The organism is Gardnerella washingtoni, from assembly GCF_049262705.1.
Taxonomy (GTDB): Bacteria; Actinomycetota; Actinomycetes; order Actinomycetales; family Bifidobacteriaceae; genus Bifidobacterium; species Bifidobacterium vaginale_D.
Window position 1 is genome coordinate 503,804 of sequence record NZ_CP058398.1, and the last position, 22,177, is coordinate 525,980.

Sequence of the window (22,177 nt, forward strand, 5' to 3'; positions counted from 1 at the left end):
ACATTAATGAAGTTATTAAAAGGATTGGTGAAAATTATGAGTACATTTGATAGCAATCAGCACAATACCCAATTCCCTCCATATGGTGGGAATAACAATCAGAATACTCATGCAACTTTGGTGAGTCCTCGTCAGAAAATCGTTGCTGGCTTGCTAGCTATTTTCTTGGGTACATTAGGCATTCATAATTTCTATCTTGGTTTTAAGGGTAAGGCCATTGCTCAGCTCCTTATTTCCGTTCTTTCTTTTGGTTTGCTTGCAGGTATTTCGATTATATGGTCATGTGTTGAAGGAATTTGCATTCTTTGCTCAAAGCCTGGGACTCAGTGGCATAAAGATGCCAATGGTGCAGAATTACAAGACTAATCATTTTATTTTCTTTAAGAAGTAATGCTCTGGTACTTATTTACTGGGGCATTACTTATAATTTATATATGACAATAATGCGGATTGCAGTAACGGGCGGAATTGCGGCTGGAAAATCTACAGTGGTAAACCATCTGCGTTCGCTTGGCGCTTTTGTTATAGATTACGATATTTTAGCGCGTAAAGTAGTGGAACCAGGAAGCACAGTATTGCAACAAATCGTAGGAATTTTTGGGGAAGATTCTGTTCTGGAAGATGGTTCTTTAAATCGAGCGTTTATTGCGGAGCGTATTTTTGGCGACGACGATGAGCATAAGCAAGCATTAAATAAGATTGAATCTATAATTCACCCGGCTATCTACAATCGTGCGAAGCTTTTAGAAAGCGAATATAAAAGCGAGTATGTTAGTAAAATTTCTAAAGCAAATTGCGATGAAATGAGCAGCATGAGCTCGATTATTGTGCACGATATTCCGCTTCTTGCGCAAGTAATCGACAGCATTCCATTTAGTTTTGACCATATTATTACTGTTGAAGCGCCTCAAGAAGTTCGCGTTAAGCGAATGATAAGCGATCGAAATATGACGAAGAGTCAGGCTTTAGCGCGCATAAAGAGTCAGCTTCCTTGTAAAGTTCGAAAAAATATGGCAGATTTTGTAGTCGATTCAACGAAACCAATGGGATCGATGCTTAACAGTGTTGATGATACGTTGAAATCATGGTTGTGTGAAGTAAGTAATAAAAGCGCTGAAATAGCAAACTTAGGGAAGTAAAAGATTATGACGAATAAAATTCAGCGTACAAACAAGCCTTTTGTAGTAAAAGCGCCATACAAGCCTTCAGGAGACCAGCCGCAAGCAATCGAAGAGTTGGCAAATCGCATTGAAAACGGCGAAAATGACGTTGTTTTAATGGGTGCTACGGGAACTGGTAAAACTGCTACAACTGCTTGGCTGATTGAGCGTTTGCAACGGCCGACACTTATTATTGAGCCGAATAAAACTTTGGCAGCTCAGCTTTGTGCAGAGTTTCGTGAGCTTATGCCAGATAATGCTGTGAGCTATTTTGTGTCTTACTACGATTACTATCAGCCGGAAGCGTATATTCCGCAAACAGACACGTATATTGAAAAAGACTCAAATATTAACGACGATGTTGAGCGTCTTCGCCACGCAGCTACAGCGAATTTGCTTACTAGACGGGATTGTGTTGTTGTAGCTACTGTTTCGTGCATTTATGGACTTGGTACTCCAGAGGAGTATGCCGAGCGAATGCTTATGTTAAGCGTTGGTCAGCAGCTTGAGCGAGATACACTTCTTCGCCAGTTTGTGAGTATGCAATACAAACGCAACGATATTGCGTTTACGCGCGGAACTTTTAGAGTGCGCGGTGACACAGTTGAGATTATTCCAGTGTACGAAGAATTAGCTGTGCGAATTGAATTCTTTGGTGACGAAATTGACAGAATTACGATGTTACATCCGCTTACAGGGGAAGTAATTCGCCAGGAGAGTAGCGTTCATATCTTCCCAGCATCTCACTATATTGCAGGACCTGAGCGCATGGAGCGTGCATTAGAGGCAATTGAGAAAGAACGTGACGAGAGAGTAGCACAGCTTAAAAAACAGAATAAGTTGTTGGAAGCTCAGCGTTTGGAAATGCGAACTACGTATGATTTAGAAATGCTGCGACAAGTTGGAGTGTGCCCGGGAGTGGAAAATTATTCTAGGCATTTTGACGGACGTGATGCAGGTACACCTCCGCATACTCTGCTTGATTTTTTCCCAGATGACTTTTTGCTGGTTTTAGATGAGTCACATGTAACAGTGCCGCAAATTGGAGCCATGTATGAAGGTGACGCTTCGCGCAAAAGAACGCTTGTAGAGCATGGCTTTAGGCTTCCTTCTGCAATGGATAATCGCCCGTTAAAGTGGAAAGAATTTTTGGAGCACGTTGGTCAAACTGTGTATCTTTCTGCAACTCCTGGAGATTACGAGTTGGGGCTTTCGGATGGTGTAGTTGAGCAGATTATTCGCCCTACTGGTTTGCTGGATCCTAAGATTGAGGTTCGCCCTGTGGAGGGACAGGTTGACGATTTGCTTGCGGAAATCAAGGCGCGAGTGGCAAAAGATGAGCGCGTGCTTGTTACTACGCTTACAAAAAAGATGGCTGAAGACTTAACTGATTATTTTTTGGAGCTTGGTATTAAAGTTGAGTATTTACATTCAGATGTTGATACTTTGCGCAGGGTGGAGCTTTTGCGCGAGCTTCGCGAAGGCAAAATTGATGTGATTGTTGGCATCAATTTGCTTCGTGAGGGTTTGGATTTGCCGGAAGTTTCGCTTGTGGCGATTTTGGATGCAGATAAGGAAGGCTTCTTAAGATCCTATCGTTCGCTTATTCAAACGATTGGTCGCGCTGCTCGTAACGTTTCCGGAACTGTGCTTATGTATGCGGATAGCGTTACGGATGCTATGAGCAAGGCTATTAGTGAGACGGAGAGGCGTCGCGAAAAGCAAATCGCGTATAACAAGGCTCACGGAATTGATCCTAAGCCTTTGCTAAAGAAGATTAGCGATGTGAACGATATGCTTGCTAAAGAAGATGTTGATACTCAAACTTTGCTAGCAGGCGGTTACAGGAATGCTAATAAGGCTGGGAACTCGCATTATGGCGTGCCAAAAGAGCCGAATCTGGGGCAGCAAAGCAAAGAAAAGCGTATGGCGAATATTTCGGCCTTGCCGCAAAGCGATATTATGTCGTTAATTAAAAATTTAAGCGAGCAAATGCATGTTGCTGCAGAACAGTTGCAATTCGAGCTTGCAGCGCGATTGCGCGACGAAATACGCGATTTAAAGAAAGAGTTGCGACAGATAAAGGATGCTCAAAGTTAGTAAACATCTATTATTTAAGTATTAGCCAAGTATTTTTTGTGATTTTCTGTGAACGTTCACAAAACGCCGAATAAATGTGGTAAGCGGTCACAATCCGTTGATACACTAGAAAGCGGAATTGGGCGTTTTATGGTTTTTATCGTTAAAACGTTCATAAAAAATAAACAGAAATAGAAATAGGTAGGCATTATGCGTAAAGCCAAAATCGTTGATACTATTGGTCCAGCTACCGAATCGTTGGAAGGTATTACCAAGCTTGTTGAAGCTGGTATGGATGTTGCTCGTTTGAACCGTTCTCATGGCACTCCTGAAGATCATTTGCGCGTGTACAACAACGTTCGTGCAGCTTCCAAGTCCACTGGCCGCAATGTTGCTGCTCTTGTTGATTTGCAGGGTCCAAAGATTCGCTGCGGTTGGTTCAAGAAGAACGCTGATGGTGAAGATAAAGTTTATTTGGAAGAAGGCCAGGAGTTCATCATCACTACGGATGATGTTGAAGGTGACGAGCACCGCACTTCCACAACCTTCAAGGGCTTGCCAGGAGATTGCCATGCAGGCGACCCAATTCTTATTGATGATGGTAAGGTTCGTCTTGAGGTAACTAAGGTAGAAGGTAACGACGTTCACACTAAGGTTATTGTTGCTGGTCCAGTTTCCAGCCACAAGGGCATTAACCTTCCAGGCGTCGCTGTTTCGCTTCCAGCTTTGACTGAAAAGGATGAGGCTGATCTTCGTTGGGCTATTCGCACTGGCGCTGACATTATTGCTATGTCCTTCGTGCGTTTCGCTACTGATATTGATCGCGCTCATGAAATCATGGACGAAGAAGGTCGTCGTATTCCAATCGTGGCAAAGATTGAAAAGCCACAGGCTGTTGAGAACTTGGAAGAGATTGTAAAGACCTTCGATGGTATCATGGTTGCTCGCGGTGATATGGCTGTGGAAATGCCTCTCGAAGAGGTTCCACTGGTTACCAAGCGTTGCATTGAGCTTTCTCGCCGCTATGCAAAGCCAGTTATCGTTGCTACTGAAGTTCTTGGTACCATGGTTAACTCTCCAGTTCCAACTCGTGCAGAAGCTTCTGACTGCGCTAACGCAGTTCTCGACGGTGCTGATGCAACGATGACTTCTAACGAAACCGCTGTTGGTAAGTATCCAGATGTTACCGTGAAGACCATGTCCCGTATTTCTCAGTATGCTACTGAGCACGGCTATGATCGTATTCCAGCTGTTGAGCTTGACATGTCTAGCACCGGCGCTGTTTCTTCTGCAGCTGTTGACTTGGCAGATAAGCTTAACGCTAAAGCTATTGTTGCCTATACTCAGACTGGTCGAACAGTACATCGTATTTCTCGCGAACGTCCAACTGCTCCAATCTTTGGCTTAACTAACAATGAGCATACGTATCGTTGGTTGGCTTTGAGCTGGGGTACTGAGGGCTTCTTGATTGATGAAGATTATCATGATATGAACCGTCACGATTTGATGATTTTCACCGACAAGGTTCTTCGCGAAGCAGGTAAGGTTTCCGATGGTGATCAGATTGTTATTTTGAGCACTGCTCAAGGTGAGCGTCAAGCTGGTCGCACGGATTCTATCTATGTTCACACTGTTGGTGCTTGCGATTAATTTTGCTAGCTTTGATGCGAAATATTACGTTACTGTTGTGAATGTGTGAATTTTACTCATTCTGCAATATTGTGGCAGTTGCGTAGTCAATGTAATGCGCGCTTCTCATTTTATGGGTTGCGCGCATTATTGGTATTGGCTTGTAAATAAGTAGCATTGCGACACGCCAACACGCGCGAGGTGTTTGCATGTGACTTAAAGTGTGCTATAGTCAACAAGTCGCGCAAAAACGCAGAAAATTGAAAATGCCCCTGTATCCCAATTGGTAGAGGAAACAGCCTCAAAATCTGTGCAGTGTGAGTTCGAGTCTCACCGGGGGCACGTGCACAACGTCGCTTAGCTTGCTAGGCGGCGTTTTTTATTTTATTTTATTTATTTGTTATTCGGTTCTATAGCTAAGAAAGCGTATAATACTAGCAGCGTATTTGCATGAAAAAGTGCCGATTTGATGCGAAAGGAGCAATGATGATCCGTAATATAGCATTGCGCATGAATAAGAAAGAAAATAATCGTTTGAATGAAATAAGTAGTAATAACGAACGCAATGTAGGCATAGCTATAAAGTCAGTTGTTCTGATTGCTTTTCTGCTAGTTTTTGCAATGTGTTTCTTAATAATTCTTCATGTTAATTCAGCATTTGCTTCTACTAAATCTCATAATGGTCTTCCGTCAAAAGGTGTTATTGTTACTGCTTTTCAACAAAACTGGAAGAGTATTGCTAAAGAATGTAAGCAAACGTATGGTCCTGAAGGTGTGAAGTATGTGCAAGTGTCGCCTCCGGAAGACCATATTAAAGGTACAGCTTAGTGGACTTCTTACCAGCCAGTGAGTTATAACTTAAATTCTAAACTTGGTACTGAAGCTGAGTTTAAGAATATGATTCAGACTTGTAAAGCTCAAAAAGTTGGGATTATTGTTGATGCTGTAATTAATCACACAACAGGAGCTGATAATAAAGATACTGTTGGTGTTGGTGGAAGTAAATATGATGCAGCAAAACAGAGTTACCCTGATGCTGGTTATACGAAGGAAGATTTTCATCAAATAGCAGAGGATATTAATACGTATCGAAAAGCTGATGTTGTTTGGACGCATCGATTGGTTGGTTTATTGGATTTGGATACTTCTCAGCCTCATGTTCAGCAAGTTTTAGGTAGGTATTTTGCCAAATTGATACATATGGGAGTAGTTGGTTTTCGTGTCGATGCAGCAAAACATATGTCTCCTACAGATGTGAAGGGAATTAAAGAAGCTGCGGCTCAAGCTAGTGGAATGAAACCTGAAGACATTTGGTGGATGCAAGAAACTATAGGATTCCCTGATCAAGATCCAAAGATTCAGCCGGATCAGTATATCGGTACTGGCGAAGTAAACGAATTTGAGTATTCATACCGTTTGCGTAATTATTTTTACGGTTCTATTGAAAATTTAAAGCATATTACTGATAAGCTTATTCCAAGCAATAAGGCTGCTATTTTCGTAACAAATTGGGATACAGAACGTGATAATGCTACTCGTGTGCTCACGTATAAAGATGGTGATCGTTACGAATTAGCAAACGCTTTTATGTTGGCATATCCTTACGGAACACCTAACATTTACTCCGGTTACAAGTTTACGCAGCGAGATGTTGGTGCGCCTGGTGCGACTGATACTTCTGTTCCGGATGCAACTTGTGGCAAGGACTCTCAGTGGCAGTGCACTCAACGTTGGACATCAATCCGCGGCATGGTTGGATTCTACAATGCTGTTCAAGGTGCAAAAGTTACTCAATGGCAGGATGACGACGATAACAATATTGCTTTCAGTCGTGGTAATAAAGGCTTTTTGGCTATTAATAATACAGATAATGTTCAAAAAGTAAGTTATAAAACAGACATTCCTGATGGTGAATATTGCAATGTGTACGTATCAAGAACGTGTGGAAAGACTGTTGTGGTAAGCGGTGGGAAAGTGGTAACAACGATTCCTGCTCATTCTGCTGTTGCATTACATATTAAAGCTGTAAAGAGCTTCTACGATGGTGCTGCTGTTCATAAAATTTTGCTGATTATGACAGGTATTACAGTAATACTTATTGTGATAGTTGCTGTTCGCTATAAGAAGCGCAGCATAGATTCAGTACAGTTGCAAAAGCAGCATTGAACAGTACTCATAGCAGCTTATTTACACGCATATTTGCATTGAAAGTGGGTATGTGCTTTTTGCATGATGTCAGTATTGAAGTGGTATAATTACCTCGCTAGTAATATGCATTATGGTGACAGTTAGCAGCGCAGTAGCGCTAGCTGTTGTTCGCGTATTGTAGCTATCAGCATAACCAATGAAGAAGTATGCTGGTACCAACGGAGGAAAGGATATCGAATGAGTTTTCATCGACATTGTGCGTCGAAGATAACTTCGATTGTGGCGGCTACTGCGATGTTAGTAACAGGATTTGCTGCTACTAATACTGCTTATGCTGCTGATTCATCAATAAAAGAAACATCAAGTAATGTAACGCTGAAAAGTAAGGGTGTTATTGTTACTGCATTCCAGCAAAACTGGAAGAGTATTGCTAAAGAATGTGAACAAACGTATGGTCCTGAAGGTGTGAAGTATGTGCAAATTTCACCTTCTCAGGATCATATTAAAGGTAAAGCCTGGTGGACTTCTTACCAGCCTGTGAGCTATAAATTAAATTCTAAACTTGGTACTGAAGCTGAGTTTAAGAATATGATTACTACTTGCAAGGCAAAGGGTGTGGGGATTATTGCAGATGCTGTCATTAATCACACAACAGGAGCTGATAATAAGGATAAAGTCGGTGTTGGTGGAAGCAAATATGATGCGACTACGCAGACTTTTGAAGACGCTGGATACACTAAGGATGATTTCCATCAGAGCGCCGAAAACATTAAAGACTACACTAAAGCTGAGGATGTGTGGAATAACAGACTTGTAGGCTTACTTGATTTGGATACTTCTAAGCCTCATGTTCAGCAAGTTTTAGGCAAGTATTTTGCAGATTTGTTGAAACTCGGTGTTGCAGGTTTCCGTGTGGATGCTGTAAAGCATATTTCGCCAGCGGATATGAAAGCAATTAAAGCTGAAGCTGCGAAGCAAGCAAACACTACACCCGACAAAATTTGGTGGATGCAGGAAACTATTGGCAACCCTTCAGAAGCTCAAGAAATTCAGCCAGCTGCACATTTAGGCGAAGGCGAAGTCAACGAGTTTGGCTACTCTTATCAACTTAAGCAAAACTTCAAAGGCTCGTTGATGAAGGCAAGCAAGCCGCTGAACAAAATTCAAGACGGCATGATTGCAAGCGATAAAGCTGCTATTTTCGTTACGAACTGGGATACTGAGCGTGGTAACAGTGTACTTACGTATAAAGATGGTCGTCGTTATGCCTTAGCAAACGCGTTCATGCTTGCGTGGCCATACGGTACGCCAAACGTGTATTCCGGATACAAGTTTGATACTCATGATGAGGGTGCGCCTGGTGCGACTGATACTTCTGTACCGGACGCAACTTGTGGCAAGGATTCAAAGTGGCAGTGCGCTCAACGTTGGACATCAATCCGCGGCATGGTTGGATTCTACAATGCTGTTCAAGGTGCGAAAGTTACCGATTGGCAGGATGATGGCGACAACAACATTGCATTTAGTCGCGAAAAGAAGGGCTTCTTAGCGATCAACAATTCACTTGATGCAAAAGAAGTTTCTTATAAGACTGATTTGCCTGATGGCGAGTATTGCAATGTGTATGCTGCGGGAGACTGCTCTAAGACTGTTAAAGTTGAAAAAGGCGAAGTTAAAACCAAGATTGGCGCTCGCGAAGCAGTAGCATTGCATGTTAATGCCACAAAAGCTGCACATCCGGCTGGTACTGCTACAGACCCATCTGATCCTCAATATGGTGAAGAGAAGCCTGATGCTTCAATGCCAGGAGACTCTACTACAACTGTTTACTTTAAGCCAGACGAAAAGTTTAAGACTAAGAAGGTATACGTTCACTATGGCGTAGGCTCAAGTTGGACAAAAGTTCCTGGCGAAGAGATGCAGAAGGCTTGCGACGGTTGGTATAAGAAGACAATTAAGACCAATGGCAAAGATTATGAAGCAGTGTTTAACGATGGCAAAGATTACTGGTATCACGAAGGAGATAAGAATAACTTTAAGATTCCAGCAAATACTGATTCATATGTAGTACAAGATCACAAAGGTGGTGCTGGCGCTAATCCTTGCCCAGTAAAATATGAGCCAAAGACTACTGTTCGCATTCACTACGCACAAAAAGCGGGTGATACTCGCAATATCGGCATTTATTTGTGGGGCAAAGACAAGGATGGTAAAGATCTACCTGGAGTTTGGCATGAGTTCAATGGCACTGATAAATTCGGCAAAGTTTTTGAAACTACAGTTGACGGTGCTTTTGAAAACAAGTCACTTTCCTTTATTACTACTACAAAAGATTGGAATAAAGACGGTGGCGATCGTGTTATTGAAAACTGTGCAAGTGGTCTTGCTGAAGCTTGGGTAACAGGCGGAACGGGTACTACGCAGTTTGCTGCTCCAGACAATCTTAAGAAGAAGCCAAAAGAATTAAAGGTAACAGTTCACTACCATAGGAATAAAGGTGATTACCAAGGCTGGAATATGTGGACTTGGGATGACGGAACCGGTGGTACTGCTCGTTACTTTACTTCGCATGACGATTATGGAAAAGTTGCAACCTTTACTGCTAAGAATGATGCTGGTATAGAAAATCCAGGATTTATAGTAAGGCATTCAACTCCTACTAATGAATGGGAGGCTAAAGATTATGAGCAGAATCGTATAATTCCTAATAACATTATCAAGCTCGATAAGACTGATTCTACTAAAGGAACTGCGGAAATCTGGCTTTTGCAAGGAGATTCTAATGTATATGTAAATGCCACTATGCCACAGCTTGCAGCTCACGTGATGTCTGCTGATATTGCTGGCTTAAAGAAGTTAGCTGTAAAAGTGTCTGGTGACGTGTCTTCCTTGAAAAAATCTGATGTAACACTTTTGGATAAGAGTGAGAAGTCTCAAAAGGAAATTGAAATTGTTTCGGTTGAGACAAAAGGATCAGATGTTACCATTGTGACTAAGGATGACCTTAATATTAAACACAAGTATGAGTTGAGTATTAAGGGATTAGCTAAAGATATTAAGCTTTCTGCTTCCTCAAAAACTGGTGCTAGCGTAATTCGTACCGATGAATTCGATAAGAAATACGCTTATGCTGGCAATGATTTAGGTGCTGTGTATTCTGCTTCTTCAACTACTTTCAAGCTTTGGGCTCCAACAGCAACTGAAGTAAAGTTGATTACTTATAAGTCGACTGATGAAAAAGCTGAAAAAGACAAAGAAACAGCTATGAAAGCAGAAGATCATGGTGTATGGTCTGCAAAGCTTGATGGCGATAAAGCTAATACAGCTTACGCATATGAAGTTCATTTTGCTGATGGCACAGTGAATGTTTCTGCTGATCCTTATGCGAAAGCTGCAGTAGTAAACGGCGAACGTTCTGTTGTATTAGCAGATAAAGACGCTGGTGATGCTGGAAAGCGTATGCCAAAGTTTGCGCACCCAACTGATGCAACAATTGCAGAAATGGATGTTCGTGATTTCTCGATCAATCCAAACTCTGGTATTAGTGCCGCTCATCGCGGTAAGTATCTTGGTGTAGTGGAAGCAGGTACGAAGACTACAGATAAGCATAATGTTTCTGGCTTTGATTATTTGAAGTCGCTTGGTGTCACTCACGTACAAATCATGCCTATGTATGATTTTGATTCAGTGAATGAAACTGGTAACTTGGGTTATGGTCAGAAAGGTGCTCAAAACTGGGGCTATGATCCGCAAAACTACAATGTTCCTGAAGGATCTTACTCTACGGATCCTGCCAATCCAACAGCAAGAGTTAAGGAAGCTAAGCAAATGATTGCTGGTCTTCATAAGGCTGGCCTGCGTGTGATTATGGATGTTGTTTACAACCATGTTCATGATGTACAAAATCATTCGTTTAACAAGACTGTTCCTGGATACTACTTCCGCTATAAGGATGGTGCTCTGAATGGTAACTCTGGATGCGGAAACGATACTGCTTCTGAGCGTCAAATGATGCGCAAGTATATTTTGGATTCTGTGAAGTATTGGGTTACACATTACAACCTTGACGGCTTCCGATTTGATTTGATGGGCTTAATTGACCTGAAGACTATGCAGGAAGTGCGTGCCGAGCTTAATAAGATTGATCCATCAATTATTGTGCTTGGTGAAGGCTGGGATATGAATACTATGCTTCCTAAGAGCGATAGTACTATTCAACCTAATGGTTCTAAGATTCCAGGTGTAGCGTTCTTTAACGATTCATTCCGTGATGCTATGAAGGGTTCTGTATTTGAGGCTAAGGGTACTGGTTTTGTCAATGGTAATACGAGTAAAGATACGAAGGCTCTGCTTGAGCACAATTTGCTTGGTTGCCAATTTGGCACAGGCGGTAAGACTGCAGATGGTAAGAATACAATCAAGTGCTGGAATGGTAATGCTGAAATGCACTTTGCTGATGCGGGTCAAGTAGTTCAGTATGTAGAAGCTCATGATAACTTGTCGTTGTATGATAAGTTAAAGGTGTCTGCTCCTAAAGATACTGAAGACGTGCGCATGAAGCGAGTGAAGCTTGCAAATTCAATGGTTTTGCTTTCACGCGGCATGCCATTCATTCAGCTCGGTCAGGAATTCTTGCGAACTAAGAATGGTAACGGAAACAGTTACAATGCTGGAGATAAAGACAACGCTCTTGATTGGAATCGTGCAACAGAAAAGTCTGATTCTGTAAACTATTTCAAGGGATTGTTGAAGCTCCGCAAGAGCATTGCTTCTCTTCATGATTTTGATTATGCAACAATTAATAAGAACATGAAGATGATTGCTGGCACTCCTGATGGTGTAATTGCTTATACGCTTAAAGATGCAGATAAGCAATACGTTGTAGTATTCAATGCTAATAATGCTGAAACTCAAGTAAAGATTCCGGCTGGAAAGTATGTTGCATTGGTTGCTAATGGTGAAGTAAATAGTAAGCCACAGGCTGTGACTGTTGCTGCTGATGGAATATACAAGGTTGCTGCTCTTTCTACAGCTGTGTTGCTTAATGCAGAAAAGAAGCCGCAGCCGTCTCCAGCACCAGCACCGTCTCCAGCTCCAGCTCCAGCTCCAGCACCAGCACCGTCTCCATCTTCGCAGTCTGGTTCTACTTCAAGCTCAGATCATCAATCCCATGCTGTGAATTCTTCAAATTCAAAGAATGGGTCTGCAAGTACGAATACAGCAACAACGCAAGAGCAGTCTTCTCGTGAAAAGTCAATTTCAGATCAGAAGTTAACTTCAAACCGACGATCCAAGACGACTCTTACAAAGCAGGCTCGCACGTTAAGTGCAACTGGCAGTAGCATAGCGCAAGTTGTTGTTATGTGTGGCGTACTTGTAGCTGCGGCTGTCTTATGCTTGATGCGTAATAAACATGTTAAGCATATTGCTTAACGTGTGTTACATATTTGAGTAAGTTCTCGAATAGTAAGTTACGCTAGAAAGCATATACAATAAAACGAGGGCAATAGCATCGATGATGTTATTGCCCTCAACTTTGTGTTGGAAGCAAGGTATAGAATGAACGCGTTGAGGTATGCATAGCATAACATAGGTATTCTGCAGAGTAATAATGAGCGAAAGAAGAAATGATGTATTGTACCAACTGTGGATCTCCCGTTAAAAATAACGCACGATTTTGTTCGCAATGTGGAACTGCAGTTGATCATTCGACAGTAGACGGCGCAGTAGCTAACACTACTGTAGTTGACAGTGCGTCAACAAACAATGTGCCAACTGATAGTCCAAAAATTCCAAATATTGGTGTAACGACGACTGCTGCTTATACACCTACAGCAACTTCCATGCGCCAGCATAGAGATACACCTATTTCTCCAAATACTACTGCTGCTGCAGCAGCAGCCACTGCCACTACCGCTGCTTACGCAACTAATTCATGGACAGACGAAAATAACAATCGCAGAAATCTTATTATAGCTATTATTGTCGTTGTTTCTTTTATTCTTTCATGCATTTTGGGATGCCTAATTTGGGACTATATTCACCCAAGTCAAATACCTTATTCAAGATTGCGTACAGAACTCACGAAATCGCACAAATATTCAGATTATACGCTGAAAATTGTCAATTCTGATGTGTCACAATATCCACACGTGAAGTTGTATTTTTCGTTAACCGATAGCAGTGGTAAAGCATTGGAAATTGATTCCCCAACTGCTGCTATACGTGAAAAAATTGGTGGCGGCGAGGAAGTGGAACGACTTATCCATAAGGTTGAACGCATTAAAGATAATCAAGGAGTTAATTACGAGATACTGCTTGATAAATCTGGTTCTATGGAAGATTCTATTGATACTATGAAGCGCACTATGAGTGATTTTGTGCGTAGCCTTAACTATAAAGTCGGTGATAAAGGTGAATTAATATCTTTCGATAGTTATCTCATGTATATGGCAACGTATACAAGTGATAAAGATCGTTTGCTGAACGGCATTAATAACATGACGCCTTATGGTATGACAGCTTTATATGATGCGTTATACACTGGCGTTACTAATGCTTCAAATCATCCTGGTTTTGACTGTGTTATTGCTTTTACAGACGGACAAGATAACGAAAGTACGCATACTGCTGATGATGTTATTAGTTTAGCAAAACAAAAAGGCATTCCAGTATACTTAATTGGTACGAGTGAAGCAGATTCCAGTGTATTGCAAAATATTGCGAATGAAACAAATGGTTACTTTTGGGATATGAATTCAATCTCTGATATGCAAGAAGTAATGAACCGCATTAAAGTCAATGAGGATAACGTATATTGCCTTGAATACGATTCTGACTCATCCACAAGTCCATATGTTGACCGTGTAGTTTCCGCATTGCTGGCAGATTCTAAAAACTATCAATCAGGCGGTATTGGAGATGGTTTGGCGTTTAAGCCAGTAAAGAAGAAGACATATAAGAAGGGTAGCTCTCGTTTTGTTTTGCATAAAGGTGATGTGACGTGGACTGAAGCAAATAGCGCCTGTATGCAAGATGGTGGTTATTTAGTCACTCTTACTAATAAACGTAAAGAGAACAAAGTAATCAATATGGCTAAAAAAGAAGGAGTTAAGTATGTGTGGATTGGCGGCTATACATCTCAACGCGAAAATGGTGATGTGTTTGCACACTGGGTTACTGGCGAAAAAGTAGGTTACCAAAACTGGTTACCTGGTGAGCCAAGTCGTAATGATAAAGATGGTGAACCTGAGTTCTATCTCATGTTGTGGAGATTAAACGATGAATGGTCATGGAATGATCAGCGTGATAATCTCTTCACTACTCCTACATTGCGTAAAACATTCAGCGGTAAAACCGGCTATGTGTGTGAAGTAAATAAATAAGTAAAATACTGAAGGCAACGGTCTCTTAATATTTTAGAGGAAGATGTGATGCGAAAGCAACGAACACGTAAGTTACAAAGCAAACCTCACGCAGTTAATGGACGTATACTAACTTATTGCAACGCGTCACACAGTCAACGTGTCATAAAGTTAATAGCCCGTAATCGTTTTACTACACTTGCTGTAAGAGTTGCTGTCGTGTTACTTGTTGTGATGATATGTGTGGCTTTATTTGTTATGCGCTCGCAATTCTTCAATGATTCAGCAACGCATAACATTTCGCATGCTCATCAATCTGTACAAAAAGTTGAAAAACCGGAATTTGTAGTTCGCAAGCATAAAAATCATGCTTGGCAAGGATTTGATCCTAACAGTGCTGCAGTGAAAAATGTGCTGTCAAAAATGTCTCTTGAAGATAAAGTTGCACAAATGTTCATGGTAAAGCCTGAAGAATTGGTAGGATCCTATAATGCTGTGACTATTTCTGGTTCACCAATGCAGCAAGCTTTTACTACATTACCTGTTGGTGGCGTAATGTTGAGCAGGGAGAATATTCAAAATCCTGAACAAACTCAGCGTATGATTTCAGGTTTGCAAGCAATGAGTCAATCTCGTGTAGCATTGCCAGCATTAGTTTCTGTTGATGAGGAAGGCGGAACTGTTGCACGTGTAAGTTCTAATCCTGCTATGGGTGTGAAAGCTTCGCCTAATATGAGTGATATTGGAGCTACGCATAAACCGCTCAAAGCTTATAAAATTGGCAAATATATTGGAAACTATCTTTTCCAGTTAGGTTTTAATGTTGATTTTGCTCCTGTTGCTGATGTGCTTACGAATCCGAATAACACGTTGATGCAAAAACGTGCGTTTGGTTCTCGCGCATTGACAGTAGCCAGCATGGCTAGTGCTTTTGCAGATGGTTTACAAAATTCTCACGTGTTTGCTACATATAAGCATTTTCCTGGACATGGTTCGACTTTTGCTGATTCACATCAAGGACTAACTGTTTCAAATCAAACTCCTTTAGCATTGAGAAAAGTAGATTTGGTTCCATTCAGAGATGCTATAGCTCATGGTGTGGAATTTATTATGGTCAGTCATGTTTCGTACCCAAAAATTACGGGAGATGATACTCCTGCCAGTATGTCAGAAAAGATAGTTACTGGCATAGCGCGTAACAAACTTGGTTACAAAGGTATTCTTATTTCTGATTCATTAGGGATGGGCGCTGTATCTCTGCGTTATACTCCTGGCAATGCTGCAATTACCGGTATTAAGGCTGGTCTTGATATATTACTTGGCTCGCCAAACTCACGCCAAGCGTATTATGCAGTTGTGAATGCTGTTCGTCAAGGTATTATTACGTCAGATCGCATTGATGAATCTGTAAAACGAATTATTGCTGTGAAATTGCAAATTGCGCATCAACAAAATTCGCATAGAAAATAGAATTATTTTTCTCATTTCACGCGTGTCGCATAATTTTACAATTTTTTTTTGATGCATAATTTCGTGCGTATTTTGTATTAACAGCATCATTTTTCTATATGTAACAAGGGTTTTGAGCATTATGTAAGCGAATTGCTTCTGCTTGTAATCCTGTACGAATGAACGTAATTGACGAGTATGCGTTTGCATTTGTACATTTTCAGTGTTAACATCGTTGGCAACACAAACGAATATCGAATGATTCGGTTGAGGTTTGTGCGTACACTACAGTAAGCGTCTATGAGTTAAGGAGGCAAGTATCATGCGTGGTATGAACATGAACGTTGTGTCTCGTAGTGCTTTTGGCGCTGCACGTATGTGGTGGTGGCAGTCTTCTCTTTGGCGTGAGTTTACTCTGAAGTTTTATTAGAAGCTGCACATGAAAAGCTTGTAGAAGACCTCCGGGGTAAGCCCGGAGGTCTTTTTGTATATAAGCTTTTAACTTTCAACAAATCAATATACAAATCAAAACAAAATCATTCGATAGTTTTATGCCAAATGGTATGAAACTCAAACAAGGAGAGAAATGATGACTCAAGAGATGAACGAAAACATTGCAGAAACTGCTACCAATGTCACAAGCGCAACTAATAATGCTGCAACAATGATGATGCGAGATGTAAAAGTCAAGCACCATGCGTTAGATATAACATCTTTAGTGTTGGTTGCTGTGCTGTTTGCAGCTGGATGCATTCTTGATTTTACTGTTGCAAAATCGCTTTCTATTGGCAATATTCAGCCTGAGTTTGTTATTGCTTCCTTCTGTTTATCAATTTTGCTGTTGCGTCCAAAGATTTATCAAGGTGCCATTATTGGTGCTCTTGCAGCAACGTTAATTCAATTTAATACTTCCATTCCATTCTTGGAGTACGCATGTGATATTCCAGCAGCAATTATTATGACTGCGATTTTGCTTGGTTATGTACGCGTGTTCCCTAAGGATGCAGCTCGTAAAGTAAGTGTGTTTCCTCTTATTGCCACCTTTATTACTACAGTAATTTCGGGGTGCATTTTTGCTCTCATTGCTGCATTCTTTATTCTTCATTCTCCGAACATGGTAATGGTAATGTTGCCAATTATTCTTGGCACTGCAGCATTTAATGCTGTTGTTGTTGAAGTGTTGTACACGCCAATCAGATTAGTATTACATAAGTAAAGCGCGCGGCGGCACATGTGTGTATCTATGTACTGCAATATAAGGTATGTATAACGTAAAAGTATAAAGGTATAACAGCAAGTTGGCATCAATCAAGAATATGGTTGGTGTCAACTTGTGTGTTATGAATACTTGGAGAAGTACCTGTGAGTGTTGCATAGTAGTTACGATTGCGTTTGCTCAGTGTGTTACAGTTAGGAATGTTATGCCTCAACACGAAGAATATATTGCAGATAATCATTTAGTTGATTCTGCCGACCCAAGTAAAGAGTCTATGGAAAAAAGTAATAGCTCCCGTAAAGAAACACCTTTGCTCGCATTAAGTAACGTATCTTTTCAGTATACGACTCATAAGAGTGAAAATGCTGATAGTGAAGAAAATGACACTTTTGCTCTTCGAGATGTAAACCTTAGTATTTATTCTGGTGAATTTGTTGGTATTATCGGTCCTTCAGGTGCTGGTAAAACTACGCTTGCTTCGCTTTTTTCTGGTGCTATTCCTCACCATTATGCTGGTAATCTTTGTGGAACAGTAAGTATTGCTGGTCATGATACTACTTCACTTGAGCTCACTAACATTGCTTGCTTAATTGGTTCGGTTATCCAAGATATTGATGCGCAGATGGTTGCTGCAAATGTAGAGGACGAGCTGCTTTTTGGTTTAGAAAACTTTGGTATTTCGCATGATGATATTCCAGATCGCATTGCGAATGCGCTTGAAACTGTTGGCATTACTGATTTGCGTAATCGTGATTTAGATACGTTGTCAGGTGGTCAGAAACAGAAGGTTGCGATTGCTGCGATTCTGGCATTACAACCCAAAGTTATGGTTTTAGATGAACCAACTTGTGCATTAGATCCAGTATCTTCGCGCATGATTTTTGACATTCTCAGTGAATTAAATAAGAACTTTGGTATTACTATTGTAGTCATTGAGCAGAAGGTAGCTTTATTAAGCGAATATTGCAAGCGTCTCATGGTGCTTTCAAAAGGTGAGCTTGCGCTCGATGCTCCTGTTTCCGTTGCGCTTAAAGATATTGATTTATTAAGTGAAGTTGGTATCAATTATCCTCGAACTACGCATTTAGTGAAACAGTTGCAAGATGAAGAAATTTGTAAACCTTCGCCACTTACAGTCGGAGTTAATGAAACTGTAGATACTATTGTTGCAACATTACGCACTGATGATTCTGCGCTTTCTCATCAGCGCGATGCAAATATTGCAGAATGTACTCAAAAATCTATTGCAAAATCAAATAATCATAATGACGTTACTGATAAGCCATGTCTTTCGCTTACTCATGTAAGTTTTGCTTATAAAAGTAATGTACAAGCATTGTGCGATGTTTCTTTTTCTGTGCATTCTGGCGAGTTAGTGGCATTGGTTGGTAGAAATGGTGCTGGTAAAACAACGATTACAAAGATTATTAATGGATTATTAAGACCTACGGAAGGCACTATTACCATTGATGGCACTGATACTAAGCATCTTCGTATTAGTCAAATAGCTAAGTATGTATCTACGTTATTCCAAAATCCTGATCGTCAGTTATGTAAAGAGACTGTTCTTGAAGAAGTAGCATTAAGTTGCATGTTAATTGGTGAAGATAATCATCAAGCTCAAGCACATGCGATGGAAATTATTGAAGAATTAGAGCTTGACCCTCAAGCTAGTCCATTTATGCTTTCTCGCGGGCAACGTCAAATGGTTGCTTTGGCTGCAACAGTGGTAACGAATCCTAAAATTTTGGTTCTTGACGAACCGACTTGTGGTCTTGATTATCATGAATGCATGCGAATTATGCAAGTAGTAGAACGATTACGCAATCAAGGTTGCTGCATAATTATGGTTTGTCACGATATGGAAGTAGTGCTTGATTATGCTACTCGACTTATCGTTATCAATGATGGAAAGATTGTTATTGATGGTTCAGCATATGACGTGTTTGAAAAGCCAGTAGTGTGTGAAGCAGCTGCATTGTGTCCTCCGTTACTGTGTGCAGTTTCACAAGGTTTAGTAAAACATGGTTTTAAGCAGTGTAAAGGCTTGTATGTGCGAGCTGAAATAGTATCAGCATTATCATGCGAGATAAATTACAAGAAACAGCAATCGTAAGGATTAAAGGTAGTTGTATTTATGAAAACGAGATTATTGACTTACCAACCAGGAAAGACGCTGTTTCATCGGGCGGATCCTATTGCCAAACTGATACTTGCAGCAAGCACTGTAATAAGTGTGTTTATTGCTCAGCAATATACTGCGTTGATTGCACTTGTAGTACTTATATTGTTTGCAATGGCTTGTGCTCGTATTCTTAGAACACTGTTTCCTCTTATGAAAGCTATGTTTGTAATTACTTGTGTGATGTTTCTTTTGCAAACAGTTATTGCTCAAAAAGGTCATTATTTGTTCTTGTGGTTTACTCACAATGGTATAGATGTTGGAGCAAAGGCCGCTTTGCGGTTATTCTGCTTTGCGTTACCTTTGGTAAGTGTGCTTACTGTTACAAAATTAAACGATTTAGCAAATGCTGTAGTTCAACATTTGCGCGTACCATATTGTTATGCGTTCACTATTACAACAGCAGTACGTTTTGTGCCAATTTTTGCTTACGAAATGTCACAAATTACAGAAGCGCAAATGGCTCGCGGTGTGGAGTATGATACTAAAAATCCATTTAAGAAATTGCGATTGATGATGCCACTTATTGTACCTCTTTTGGTTACTTCTGTGCGGAAAGCAGATAGTTGTGCTCTTGCTGCTGAGGAACGCGGTTTTTATTTACGGACACGCAATTCATCATACTATAAGTACCCATTTGGTTGGCGTGGACTCTTGCTTATAACTATTGCTGTGTTTATTATTGCTTTGCCAATATGTACTTCAATGTTATTGCCGCAGCTTATATAAGAGCGTGTATGAGTGTGCGTAATTTGCGAGGTGAGTGATGCAAAGCGCAAAAATTTGGATTAAGGGTGCTAGAATTTACACATTGCCAATAGGTTTAGTCCCAGTTGTTATGGCATTTGCTATCGCTTGTAGAATGATTCGTTTCTCATATTTTGAGAAAACTGACGTGCATTTGTGGCAGTGTATTCTTCAGTTTTTCTTATGTGCTGTAGTTGCTGCATGTATGCAAATATCAGTTAATTATGCTAATGATTATTGTGATGGACTGAATGGTTTAGATGAAAATCGTAGTCTGCGCGCTTCAAATAATAGCAATGATTCCAAGCCGTTGTGCGACGTATCTTGGCGGCTTGCAGATGCTGGCATTAAGCCTCAAGCAGTACTAAAAGCTGTAATAATCTCTGCAATAACTGCATGCATTTTTGGTTTGATCATTGTTGTGCGCACAGGAATATGGTGGTTTATTCTGCTTGGAATCTTATGTGTTGCTGCGGCATGGTTTTATGCTGGAGGAAAGCATCCCTATGGTTATAAAGGTTGGGGGGAAGTAAGCGCGTTCGTGTTCTTTGGACCTGTGCCTTTTGTTGGTTCATTATGCGCAATCACATACGGTATTGGTATGCCAGCTAACAGTATCTTGATGAGTGAGCCTTTGAGAATTTTAGCTTGCGTACTTATGTCGTGTATTCCAGGAGCTTATTCAGGATGCTTAATGATGGTGAATAATCTTCGAGATATTGCAAGTGATAAAAAGCATGGAAAAATAACTGCAATGATGAGAATTGGTGAGCCTAGCGGTAGGCGTTTATGCGTTGCGATGAGTATTATAGCGACACTGCTATTGTTAGCATATTCAGTTTCAATTATTGCTTTTCCTGCAGTGGTTCCCTCAATGTGGCATTTTTATAAGATTGAAGTTTTTAGTGACTTGTATGGAATGCGTTGCGGAAGCATGTGGCATCTATTATTTGCTGGTATACAATGGCTTGTGCTGCTTGCTGTTGTCATCAAAGCGTATAAATTCGCTAAAAGCGTGCTTCATGGTGATTATAAGAACGCTTTTCCTCTATGTGTTTGCCAAGCCATACTTGGTGCTGTAGCTGTATTATTGTCGACAATTATATAAAATAGGCAAAATAGCGCGAATTGTGCATATTCGTACGCGAGTCTTATGAAGTTTATGCTATCATAGAGAGTCACAAACATGGTGCTCGTGCGGTTTTGAAAGACATGCTGGATTCATGCTATGAGGCGTGATATTTATTGGTGTTTGAACGTGCTGTAGCGTGCACGCCGTGTTGATTATGCATGGCGATGTTGCCCTGTGAGTATGTGGCAAAGAAATGAGGTTGTTAATATGCCAGTTGTAGAAAATAACGAAGGGGCAGAGCAAACAATGCCTGAAGTACTTACTGATGATGAACTTCGTGAAGCAGCTAATGAAGAAGCTGCTCAACGTGAGATGCAAGATAAAAAAGTTCATCACGCGCGCACCGTTGTTGTCGCTGAAGATGAGTCAGTCAACCGCATGGACTTGGTAGCAATGTTGGAAGATAACGGTTATCAGGTTGTCGGTCAAGCTGCTAATGGTCAGGAAGCTGTTGAGTTAACTCGTGAGCATCATCCAGATGTAGTGTGCATGGATGTGAAAATGCCGGTAGTTGATGGTATCACAGCTGCTGCAACGATTTGTGACGAAAATATTGCTCCTGTAGTCATGCTTACAGCTTTTTCTCAAGCAGATTTAGTCAAACAGGCGACGGGTGCTGGAGCAATGGCATACGTAACAAAACCATATGAAGAGTCTAAACTGCTTCCTGCTTTAGAAGTTGCTATGGGGCGTTTTAGCGAAATTAATGATTTACTAGATAGTGTTGAGCGTACTGAAAATAAGTTGCGCGACACTGAAGATCAGCTCAAGAAAACAGAAGAAAAACTAAAGAAAGCTGAGGATACTTTAGAAGAACGTAAGCTTGTTGATCGTGCTAAAGGCTTACTTATGGATAAGGCTGGTTTCTCAGAGCAAGGTGCTTTCCGTTGGATTCAAAAAACTTCTATGGATCAGCGTATTCCTAAAAAGCGTCTTGCTTTGGCTATTATTGCCAAATATGGTGATGATAAACCAGCAGCTAACGCTGAAAATTAATACAGTTGAGAAATTACTATAATTAAACTCGATTACATTTGGATGCTCGCAAGTTGAATAATAAGTATGCTAGTG

The 22,177-nt window shown here is 40.8% G+C and carries 12 protein-coding genes, 1 tRNA gene and 1 pseudogene; all 14 read left to right on the top strand.

Translation table 11 applies throughout. The features are described from left to right. The first annotated feature begins 36 nt into the window (after positions 1–36). A complete protein-coding gene (locus HXT28_RS01930) occupies positions 37–366 on the top strand; it encodes a TM2 domain-containing protein (protein ID WP_064347116.1) in 330 nt (109 codons plus the stop codon). Positions 367–434: 68 nt separating this feature from the next. Beyond that, positions 435–1,139 carry a dephospho-CoA kinase gene (gene coaE / locus HXT28_RS01935; protein WP_064347080.1) on the top strand — a complete coding sequence of 235 codons (705 nt, stop codon included), beginning with the start codon at positions 435–437 and terminating at the stop codon, positions 1,137–1,139. 6 nt (positions 1,140–1,145) lie between these two features. Further along, complete coding sequence (gene uvrB, locus HXT28_RS01940) at positions 1,146–3,260, top strand: excinuclease ABC subunit UvrB (RefSeq protein ID WP_422113583.1); 2,115 nt, start codon at positions 1,146–1,148, stop codon at positions 3,258–3,260. Positions 3,261–3,449: 189 nt separating this feature from the next. Beyond that, positions 3,450–4,889 (top strand): pyruvate kinase, encoded by a 1,440-nt coding sequence (gene pyk / locus HXT28_RS01945; RefSeq protein ID WP_016636532.1) that lies wholly within the window; start codon positions 3,450–3,452, stop codon positions 4,887–4,889. 247 nt (positions 4,890–5,136) lie between these two features. After that, positions 5,137–5,210, top strand: a tRNA-Leu gene (locus HXT28_RS01950). A gap of 279 nt (positions 5,211–5,489) precedes the next feature. Beyond that, positions 5,490–7,034: pseudogene (locus HXT28_RS01955) on the top strand (alpha-amylase). Positions 7,035–7,253: 219 nt separating this feature from the next. After that, entirely contained in the window at positions 7,254–12,449 is a 5,196-nt protein-coding gene (gene pulA / locus HXT28_RS01960) for a type I pullulanase (protein ID WP_422113584.1), read from the top strand. 194 nt (positions 12,450–12,643) lie between these two features. After that, a complete protein-coding gene (locus HXT28_RS01965; RefSeq protein ID WP_422113585.1) occupies positions 12,644–14,401 on the top strand; it encodes a VWA domain-containing protein in 1,758 nt (585 codons plus the stop codon). 48 nt (positions 14,402–14,449) lie between these two features. Further along, on the top strand, positions 14,450–15,850 hold the full coding sequence (locus HXT28_RS01970) for a glycoside hydrolase family 3 protein (RefSeq protein WP_422113586.1): 1,401 nt from the start codon (positions 14,450–14,452) through the stop codon (positions 15,848–15,850). Positions 15,851–16,418: 568 nt separating this feature from the next. Next, complete coding sequence (locus HXT28_RS01975) at positions 16,419–17,045, top strand: hypothetical protein (RefSeq protein ID WP_422113689.1); 627 nt, start codon at positions 16,419–16,421, stop codon at positions 17,043–17,045. A gap of 274 nt (positions 17,046–17,319) precedes the next feature. Beyond that, a complete protein-coding gene (locus HXT28_RS01980; protein WP_422113690.1) occupies positions 17,320–19,161 on the top strand; it encodes an ABC transporter ATP-binding protein in 1,842 nt (613 codons plus the stop codon). A 21-nt stretch (positions 19,162–19,182) separates the two neighbouring features. Then, complete coding sequence (locus tag HXT28_RS01985) at positions 19,183–19,956, top strand: energy-coupling factor transporter transmembrane component T family protein (protein WP_016637181.1); 774 nt, start codon at positions 19,183–19,185, stop codon at positions 19,954–19,956. 37 nt (positions 19,957–19,993) lie between these two features. After that, a complete protein-coding gene (gene menA / locus HXT28_RS01990) occupies positions 19,994–21,082 on the top strand; it encodes a 1,4-dihydroxy-2-naphthoate octaprenyltransferase (RefSeq protein ID WP_422113587.1) in 1,089 nt (362 codons plus the stop codon). A 231-nt stretch (positions 21,083–21,313) separates the two neighbouring features. Continuing rightward, positions 21,314–22,102 (top strand): ANTAR domain-containing response regulator, encoded by a 789-nt coding sequence (locus tag HXT28_RS01995; RefSeq protein WP_032814200.1) that lies wholly within the window; start codon positions 21,314–21,316, stop codon positions 22,100–22,102. Positions 22,103–22,177 lie beyond the last annotated feature (75 nt).